Raw genomic sequence first — 8,500 nt, 5'->3', positions numbered from 1 at the left:
GAGAGGCTTCGCCCCCCCGGGGCGCAGTTCGTTTCGATACCACTGAGTTGGGGAACCCCCCCCCCCCCCCCCCCCCCCCCCCGGCCGCCGGGACGGACCGGCTAGAAGTTCTCCGTCTCCTCCACCAGATGGCGCAGCACGTCCGTGAGGTCCCCGCGGCGGGCGAAGGCCGTACGCTGCCGGGCGGCCCCCGATCCGTCGCGCAGCAGCCCGCCCAGGGTCTTCGCCGCGTGGTCCAGGTCGCCGACGGCGGCCAGGTCCGGGGCGACCAGGTCGAGCAGCGCCTCCGCCAGGTCGGCCGCCGGCACCTCGGCGCCCGTGTACGGGTCCAGGCCGAAGCCCTCCAGACCGTCGTGCGCCGCCCGCCAGCGCGCGAGACGCAGTACGTCGTCCCGTACGGGCGGATCCGGCCGCCCCTCCGCGATGGCACGCAGCGCCGAGGACACCAGGGCGCGCCCCAGCTCCGCCTGGAGCACGGCCGTGTCGATGTCCGGGGACATGTCGGGCGCCCGGATCTCGAGCGTGGGCCAGTTCCCGGACGGACGGAGGTCCCAGTAGACCATCTTGGTGTCCAGGGCCGCCCCGGAGCCGAGCAGGGTCTCCACCGAGTGCCGGAAATGGGCCGTGGACGTGAAGTGCGGGGGCGGCCCCGCCGAGGGCCAGCCCGACCAGGCCATCGCCCGCCAGCTGGAGTGCCCGGTGTCCCGGCCGCCCCAGAAGGGGGAATTGGCGGCCAGCGCGATCAGCGTGGGCAGCCATGGTCTGACCCGGTTGGACACGGCCACCGCGGTGTCCACGTCGAGGGTGCCGATGTGGATGTGGCGGCCGCAGCTCACCAGGGTGTCCGTCAGCGCGCCGAACCGCCGGTGCTGCTCCCGCTGGCGCGGCTCGTCGTCGGTCAGGTGCAGGGGCCCCTCCACCGCCACGACGGGCGAGGGGGCGGCCAGCAGCCGGCAGCCGTGCGCACGGGCCGCCGCGGACAGCGCGCGCCGCAGGACGGCGAGTTCCTCGCGGAGGGTCACCGCCGAATCCGCGACCGGAGTGGAGATCTCCACCTGGTACCGGGTCCCCTCGGCGTGCAGCTGCTGCGGGAGCCCGGCGGCGGTGGCGAGGACGAGCGGCGCGGCCGGGACCACCCGCAAGGTGGTGGCGTCGACGAGCAGGAACTCCTCCTCGACCCCGACCGTGAGGGGGGTGGGAACGCCGCTCACGGTGGTGCTCGTTGTGCTGTTGCCAGGTTCGATCACTACGCCTCCCTGGACATACGAGTCTTTTCATCATGAGCCGACAGGGGGCGTGGAGGGTACGTCGATCCGGTCAAATGTCTGGTGATAGTGGCGGGTTAGCGGCAAGGCCGGCCCCCGCCTGGGGCCCCGGATCCGCGTGGTGAGGGCGTTGCGGGTGTGTGAACGCTTCCCGGTCTCCAGAGCCGCCCCAGCCGGGCCTGGTTACCATCCCGTGTGACTGGAACCGCCTCCCCTCCCCGGCCGAAGCGGCGCATATTCGCCGACCTGACCCCGCTGCGCACCTCCGCCGACTACCGGCGGCTGTGGGTGGGCGGCACCATCTCCTGGATGGGCCAGGCGATGACCGCCCTCGCGATCTCGCTCCAGGTCTACGAGATCACCGGCTCCAGCTTCTCCGTCGGCCTCGTCGGGCTCTTCTCGCTCGTCCCGCTCGTCGTCTTCGGCCTGTACGGCGGCGCCGTCGCCGACACCGTCGACCGGCGCAAGCTCGGCCTCTACAGCCAGACCGGGCTCGCCGTCCTCTCCGTCGGCCTGGCCGCCGCCGCCCTGCTCGACTACCACCGGGTCTGGCTGCTCTACACCGTCGTCGCCCTCCAGGCCGTCTGCGGGGCGCTGAACGGCCCCGCCCGCTCGGCCATGATCCCGAAGCTGCTGCCGCCCGAGCAGCTGCCCGCCGCCAACGCGCTGGGCTCCGTCACCATGACGTCCGGGACGATGCTCGGCCCGGTGCTGGGCGGCGTGATCGTCGGCTGGTGGGGCTACCAGGCGGCGTACCTGATCGACGCCGTGACCTTCCTCGCCGCCCTGTACGCCATGTGGCGGCTGCCGTCGATGCTGCCGGAGGGCCGCACGGGCGGGCGCGCCTCGGTCCTCGACGGCCTGCGCTTCCTCGGCACCCGGCCGAACGTCCGGATGACCTTCTTCTCCGACATGGCCGCCATGGTGCTGGCGCACCCGAAGGCGCTGTTCCCCGCCGTCGCCGTGCTCTGGTACGGCGGCGACGCCAAGACGGTCGGCCTGCTGGTGGCCGCCCCCGCGGTGGGCGCGCTGCTGGGCGGGCTGTTCTCCGGCTGGCAGGGCCGGATCCGGCGGCACGGGCTGGCGATCCTGCTCTCCGTCGGGGCGTGGGGGCTGGCCATCGCCGTCTTCGGCCTGACGCGGAACCTCTGGCTGGGGCTGCTCTTCCTGGCGGTGGCCGGCTGCGCCGACACCGTATCGATGGTGTTCCGCAGCACGATGCTCCAGGCGGCCACACCGGACGCGATGCGGGGGCGCCTGCAGGGCGTCTTCATCGTGGTCGTCGCGGGCGGACCCCGGCTGGGGGACTTCCTCGCGGGGTCGGTCGCCGACCTGGCCTCCCCGACGGTGGCCGTCACGGGAGGCGGGCTGGCGTGCGTACTGGTGCTGTGCGTTCTTGCCGCGCGGTGGCGTTCGTTCGCCCGCTACGACGCCCGCTCACCGCAGGCGTAGCGCCCCCCTTCTGACACGTCGCCGGTGCGCGTCGCCGGGGTCTCCGACAAGTCGGCGCCCTACCCGGCCGGAGGTGGCCCGCGGGAACACCCCCGCCGCCGAGGCCGCCGCGCGGCCTCGGCAGACCGCTGACCGGGTCGGGGCCGCTCAGGCCAGCGGTTCGGCGTCCAGCCGGATCACCTCCGCCGGGCCCGCCCGGAACCCGGCACAGGCGGCGTCGGACTCGATCATGTGCGGGGCGACGTCGTGGGCGGCGAGGGCCGCCCGCGAGGCCCACCGCTCGACGAGGACGAAGCGGTCGGGGTCGCCGCTCACCCGGTGCAGGTCGTAGCGCAGGCAGCCCTCCTCGGCCCGGACGACCGGCGCGAGGCGTTCGTACGCCTCGATCTGCTCCGGCCCCCGGCCGGGGAGGGTGCTGATCAGGACGACGAGCTGCACGGGCTGTGACATGCGGCGGAGCGTACGCCGTCAACTCCGGCGGCGGGAAGCCGCGTTCAGTGGGTGAGACCGGCGCACGGGATCAGCGCGGCGGAGGAACGATTCCCCGGGCCACGCCCAGGGAGACCAGGTCCTGGGGCCGGATGCGCAGCTGGTCCGCAGTGGCGGGGGCCTCCTCGGCGGGACGCTTGAGGATGGCCGCCGCCAGTTCCGGGGCGATCACCGAGAAGTAGCTGTCCGGGGTGACCCAGGTGTTCCCGGGCGCGGCCAGGGCCAGCGCCCCGCCGGAGCCGCCCTCGCCGATCAGCAGGGTGGTCACCGGCACGGAAGCCTCCGCGAGCGCCGCGAACGTGTCGGCGATGGCCGGGCCGGCACCGGCGTGCTCGGCGGCCGCGTCGTTGGCCGCGCCCGGGGTGTCCACCAGGGTGAGCACCGGGATCCCGAGCCGGTCCGCGAGCCGGATCACCCGGGCCGCCGTACGGTAGCCCGCCGGCCGGGTGGCCGTGCCGCACTGGGCGGCGTACGCGACCGCCCGCCCCTCACGCAGCCCGAACCCGCACAGCATCCCGGGGTCGGCGGCCCCGGCCCGGTCCCCGCGCAGCGGCAGGCGCAGCTCGAAGTACGCGTCCAGGTACGCCTGCGCCCGCGGGCGGTCCGGGTGCCGGGCCTGCCGGACGGCGTCCCAGCCGGTCTCCGGGGGCGTTGCGCCGGCCAGCGCGGCCGGGGGCTCGACCGGCCCGGCGGCGCGCGGCGCGGCCAGCACCCGCAGCCAGTCCGCCACGGCCCCCGGGAGCTCCGCCGCGGGCACGACGGCGTCGACGTGCCCGGCCGCGTACTGCCCCTCGGCGGTGTACGCCGCCGGATCGGCGTCCGCCGGCCGCACCCGGGACCCGGCGAAGCCGACCTGCGCCCCGGGCAGCGCCAGCACGACATCGGCCCCCGCCCCGAGGGTGGCCCATCCGCCGCCGGTGGTGGGGTCGCGCAGCACCGCGATCTGCGGCAGCCCGGCGGCCCGGGTGAGCACGCACTGCCGCGCCACCCGCTGGAGCTGGGTCAGCGCGAGCATCCCCTCCTGCATCCGCGATCCGCCGGTCGCGATCAAGGAAACCAGCGGCAGGCGCTGCTCCCGAGCGTGCGTGTACGCGGCTTCGAGCCGGTCTCCGGTGCGCTGCCCGAGGGACCCGCCGAGGAAGCCGAACTCGAAGGAGATCACGGTGGCCGGCCGGCCGCCGACGAGTGCGGTACCGATGACCACGGACTCCGGCTCGCCGGTCCGCGCGGTGGCCCGGGCCCGGGAGGCGTCGTAGCCGGTCCAGCCGATGGGACCGTCGGCGGGCGACTCCGCGCGCGGGGCGGGGAGTTCGGCGAACGAGTCGGGGTCGATGAGGGCGGCGATGGCGGCACGGGCCGAGAGACGGGTCGTCACGCGGCCACCCTAGGCGGCACCCGCTCGCGGGGCCATCCACCGTCGGCGGCGCGGGACCTCGGGGCCGTTCACTGCTTGCGGTGCGGGCCCGCTATCTCCCCCTCGACCCGGTGGGAGCGGGTCGGTGGTTGCCCACCCGCCCCCGTCTGCGGGGCGGTGGGGTGGGGAGCGGTATTCCCCTGGGCGGTCTCATGGCCGGTTTGGGGGTTTCCCGTCAGTCCCATCGTCCTTCCGTGTCGTGCCGGTCCGTCAAGGGCGCTCCCTTCGGTCGCGTCACTGCGTGATCGCCTTCGGCGACCCTTGACCGACCGTCCCGCCCCGGAAAGCCGAAAGACTGCCGGGAAACCCCCAAAAGAACGGCACGGGCCATGGTCGGAGGGGCGGGTCCGTCAGCGATGAGGCGAGGGGGCGGGCCCCGGCCTGCCGGGCATCCGGGCCCTCAGCAGTCGAGATCCCGGGCCGGGGAGCGGGTGCCTGCACGAGAGGTTGATCAGAGCCCCCGGGGAAGCCCCCCCAGCGCGTCAGATCGCTACGCGCTTCTCATTTCTGGACGTCTGGTGGCCGTCTGAGGCTGATACCCGCACCAAATGCTGATCAGAGCAGCGTGGAAAGCGTCGGCGTCGCAGACGGCCCTCTTGCGCCGATCAGACGGAGTGGTGAGGCCACGTACACCCGGTGGACGTACAGCACGGACACCCTGTCGTGGGCGTCGACCGACTACGACCCGGGGGCCAGCTCGTTCGAGGTCGTCCAGTCGGGTCTTCCACGCAGGCTGTGGGACGAGACGGAAGCCGCCTACCGCTGGTGGGACGCCCAGGGAAGGCCCGGCTTCGATCGGTTCGGGCTGACCGCGGCCGAGGGCTCACAGAGGCCCTGGCTGGACATCCCGGACCACCCGTCCCGCCGACCGGCTGAGCCTCGTCCGTGCGCTTTGTCTATAGGCCATCGGCGCGGAAGAAGATTTTTCCCCCGCGGGGCTCGGCGCCTAGGGCCTGGTAGAAGGCGAGTGCTGCCGGGTTGTCGGTGTCTGCGGTCCATTCCACACGGCTGCACCCTTCCTTCGCGGCCGCACTTTTGACGGCCGTCATCAGCGCTGCCGCAACTCCCTGGCGCCGCGAGGCCTCGCGGACGAACAACTCCTTCAAGTAGAGGCTCTTGTCGGCGCCGGCAGCAGGCCACAGCAGGGAGTAGCTCGCCAGGCCGATGACCTGGTCACCCTCGTAGGCCAAGAGGACCGTCGCGGCCGGCCGTGGACCGAAGAGGGCGTCCTTGATCTGACCAGCATCGCCGGGAACGGGTGCCCCGCCGTAGTAGACCTCTATCTCACCGATGAGTTCGGAGAGCGCCTCGATTTCCGCCTCGGTCGCCTGCTCAATCCTCACCCTGGCTCCTCTCTCCGGAGGGCAGCGCCAGGAGCTCGCGCAGAACCCTCACCTCGCGCAACGTCTGTGCATTGCCCGGCACGATAGCCGCGACCTCGCGCGCACGGTAGATGATCAGAGCCGAGCGATGCTCCGGAGGAAGGTCGGCGACTGTCTGTATTGCCTGTTCAGCGGCTGTTGGGATGTCACCGGTGGACATGGCGCACATGGCCCGATCCAGGCGCACGAGTGCCCGGTCAGTGTGGTCGGATTCCGGGTACAGCTCCAGAGCGCGGTCTTGGTGCTCAATGGCGCGGCAGGTATCGCGCATGTGGGTCAGCGCGTTTCCCGCATGGAAGTTGTACTGGGATTCCGAGTAGCCGAACGCGGATCCTGTCTGCTCTGCCGGCGACAGTCGTCTGAGTGCCGTCTCCGCACGAGCGAGTGCCTCGATGGATTCGTCGCGTCGCGACAGGAGTGCCAGCGCTCGTGCTTCGAGTGGTGCCGCGAGAGCAGGTCCCACACATGGCAGGCCTCCGGCCAGGCCCCGGGCGCGGGAGGCGAGTTCGACGGCTCCGTGCCAGTCGCCGCTGTAATAGAGCTGGTACGCCTCTTGGGCGTAGATCCACGAGAGGGCTGTTCGATCCTCAGCAGCCGCTGCGGCAGCTCGACCGGTCCGCCACCATGCTTTTGACCTTGGATCGCCGAGCTTCAGCAGCGTGAGAGCCATCAGGCCCGCCATCTGGGCCGCCGCGATGTTCAGCCGTCTGCGCACGGGGGTGGGGTGGCGTTGGGCTAGTACAAGCCGCAGGTCCCCGAAGTCGGCCAGCAGGTCCCCCAGCATCTCGGTTTCGGGCCGATGACGAGTGGCACGGCCATGGCGGGCAATCGTGTATTCCCAGTCCTCCAGAGTTGCCTCGGTCATAGGACCGGCAGCGAGAGCTTCGTGGAGGCCCCGCTGTAAGGAATCCGCTCGGTCGAGCACGGAAGCCTCAGTACGGATCTGGGCTCGTGCGCTCAGTTCGCCGTTGGCACCGAGCGCATGGTCGAGGGCTGCCGCAATCTCAGGGGTCGGCCGCCGCTTCCCGTTCTCCAGGTCGCTCACATACGTCTTGCCACACGCTGCGAGCTTCGCGACATCTCGAACGGATCGGCTTCCTCGGAAGCGTCGCAGAGCTTCGCCAAAGGATTCGGGCACGGTCTCCACCTCGGGTGTCCGCAGTGTCCGCGAGGGTGCGGACGGGAGCGGACACGTCACCGATGTTCCTGACGGTCCGTACGCGAAAGGCTACGCCCTGGACGTAACTCCCGTGCATTACGGCGGAAGTTAATCGCTCATGTCGACGGTAGGAGCGCACTCATGAACAACTGCACGAGCATGGCCGACTGGCTCGCTGCCAGCCATCCGAATCCCCGGCAGGCCTGGGCCGAGTGGACCGAGCACGGTGTCGCGGTCATTCCTGTCGGCCAGACCTTCGGGGCCATTCGGATCCCCGAGGCGGTCGTGCACGCGGCGGTGGAGTCCACCGACCCGGATGACATCGCCTTCGCCTTGGCCGAACGCCTCGACGGCCCGGTCATCCACGACGGACGCGGCCGCAACTTCTACCCGTTGGTCCGGCCGGAGGACCGGCTGGACTGGCGAACGTCGGCACGCGGAGTCGAGTGCCTGGCTCCACGCACCCACCTGGGCGTGCCTGCCGCCAACCGCTGCGAGTACAGGCGCGAGACACCGATCTACTGGTCGGTCCCCGGCACCGAACCCTCACACTGCGTCTCCGCCTCCGTGGCCCTCCTCATCCGCGTCGGCACCGCGCGCCTGGCCGAGGACATGCCCTGACGGCAAACCTGCCCGGCTACTGCACCCTCATCCTGCTCGGGGGAACCGAGGAGGCGAATCTCGGTGATCGCGACCGAGTTCACCACCACCGCAACCGATGTCGTGACGTGCGAAGCCTGCTGGCGAAACCCCGTCCAGGTCGCCCGCACCGCCACCCACAGCACCCGCCGGGACCTGCTGTGCGTGCCTTGCGCCCAAGGACTACCCGGCCCGGGGCGAAGTCTTCCCGCCCCTGGGCATCTACAAGCTGAGCAAGCACCACGACCGCAGGCCGCCGAGGTCAGAGAAGCGCGTAGCGATCTGCCGCGCCCATCCGCTTCCCGCACTCCTCTGGTCGTCCTTGGGTGCGGGTATCAGCCACGGACGGCCGCCAGTCGCTGAGATCTGAGGAGCGCGTAGCGATCTGGTGCGCCCTGGTCCGCAGGGGGCTCTGGTCGTCATGTGGTGCGGGTAGTCGCGCCCCTGGTCCGGAATCGGGACGCTGAGGGCTCGGATGCCTGACGGGGCATGGCCCGTCCCCTCGTCTCATCGCTGAGAGACCCGTCCCTCTCCCTTGGACCGTGCCGTTCTTTTGGGGGTTTCCCGGCAGTCTTTCGGCTTTCCGGGGCGGGACGGGCTGTCAGGGGTCGCCGAAGGCGATCACGAAGTGACGCGACCGAAGGGAGCGCCCTTGACGGGCCGGCACGACACGGAAGGACGATGGGACTGACGGGAAACC

General features: G+C 71.8%; 7 protein-coding genes. 2 read left to right on the top strand and 5 right to left on the bottom strand.

Annotated elements, in window-relative coordinates; genetic code table 11:
* Window positions 1–101: 101 nt before the first annotated feature.
* A complete protein-coding gene (locus ACZ7IF_RS18035) occupies window positions 102–1,211 on the bottom strand; it encodes a carboxylate-amine ligase (RefSeq protein WP_470972182.1) in 1,110 nt (369 codons plus the stop codon).
* A gap of 249 nt (window positions 1,212–1,460) precedes the next feature.
* Between ACZ7IF_RS18035 and ACZ7IF_RS18030 the strand changes: the two genes are divergently transcribed.
* Window positions 1,461–2,717, top strand: coding sequence for an MFS transporter (locus ACZ7IF_RS18030; RefSeq protein ID WP_470972180.1), 1,257 nt, complete (start codon window positions 1,461–1,463; stop codon window positions 2,715–2,717).
* Window positions 2,718–2,864: 147 nt separating this feature from the next.
* Here the strand turns inward: ACZ7IF_RS18030 and ACZ7IF_RS18025 are convergent, their stop codons facing one another.
* The 4 genes from ACZ7IF_RS18025 to ACZ7IF_RS18010 form a co-directional block, all read right to left on the bottom strand.
* The gene (locus tag ACZ7IF_RS18025) at window positions 2,865–3,167 is read right to left on the bottom strand and encodes a putative quinol monooxygenase (protein WP_470972178.1); all 303 of its coding nucleotides are present in this window, start codon (window positions 3,165–3,167) and stop codon (window positions 2,865–2,867) included.
* A gap of 70 nt (window positions 3,168–3,237) precedes the next feature.
* Window positions 3,238–4,581: a carboxyl transferase domain-containing protein gene (locus ACZ7IF_RS18020; protein ID WP_470972174.1), complete on the bottom strand. Its 1,344-nt coding sequence runs from the start codon at window positions 4,579–4,581 to the stop codon at window positions 3,238–3,240.
* Between the two features lie 935 nt (window positions 4,582–5,516).
* A complete protein-coding gene (locus ACZ7IF_RS18015) occupies window positions 5,517–5,963 on the bottom strand; it encodes a GNAT family N-acetyltransferase (protein ID WP_470972171.1) in 447 nt (148 codons plus the stop codon).
* Window positions 5,953–7,140 (bottom strand): helix-turn-helix domain-containing protein, encoded by a 1,188-nt coding sequence (locus tag ACZ7IF_RS18010; protein WP_470972169.1) that lies wholly within the window; start codon window positions 7,138–7,140, stop codon window positions 5,953–5,955. The genes ACZ7IF_RS18015 and ACZ7IF_RS18010 overlap by 11 nt, the downstream gene beginning before the upstream one ends.
* A 162-nt stretch (window positions 7,141–7,302) precedes the next feature.
* Between ACZ7IF_RS18010 and ACZ7IF_RS18005 the strand changes: the two genes are divergently transcribed.
* The gene (locus ACZ7IF_RS18005; protein WP_470972166.1) at window positions 7,303–7,782 is read left to right on the top strand and encodes a hypothetical protein; all 480 of its coding nucleotides are present in this window, start codon (window positions 7,303–7,305) and stop codon (window positions 7,780–7,782) included.
* Window positions 7,783–8,500 lie beyond the last annotated feature (718 nt).

The sequence above is a fragment of the Streptomyces sp. NPDC037421 genome (assembly GCF_055602105.1).
This window is presented reverse-complemented; position numbering and strand designations above follow the sequence as displayed.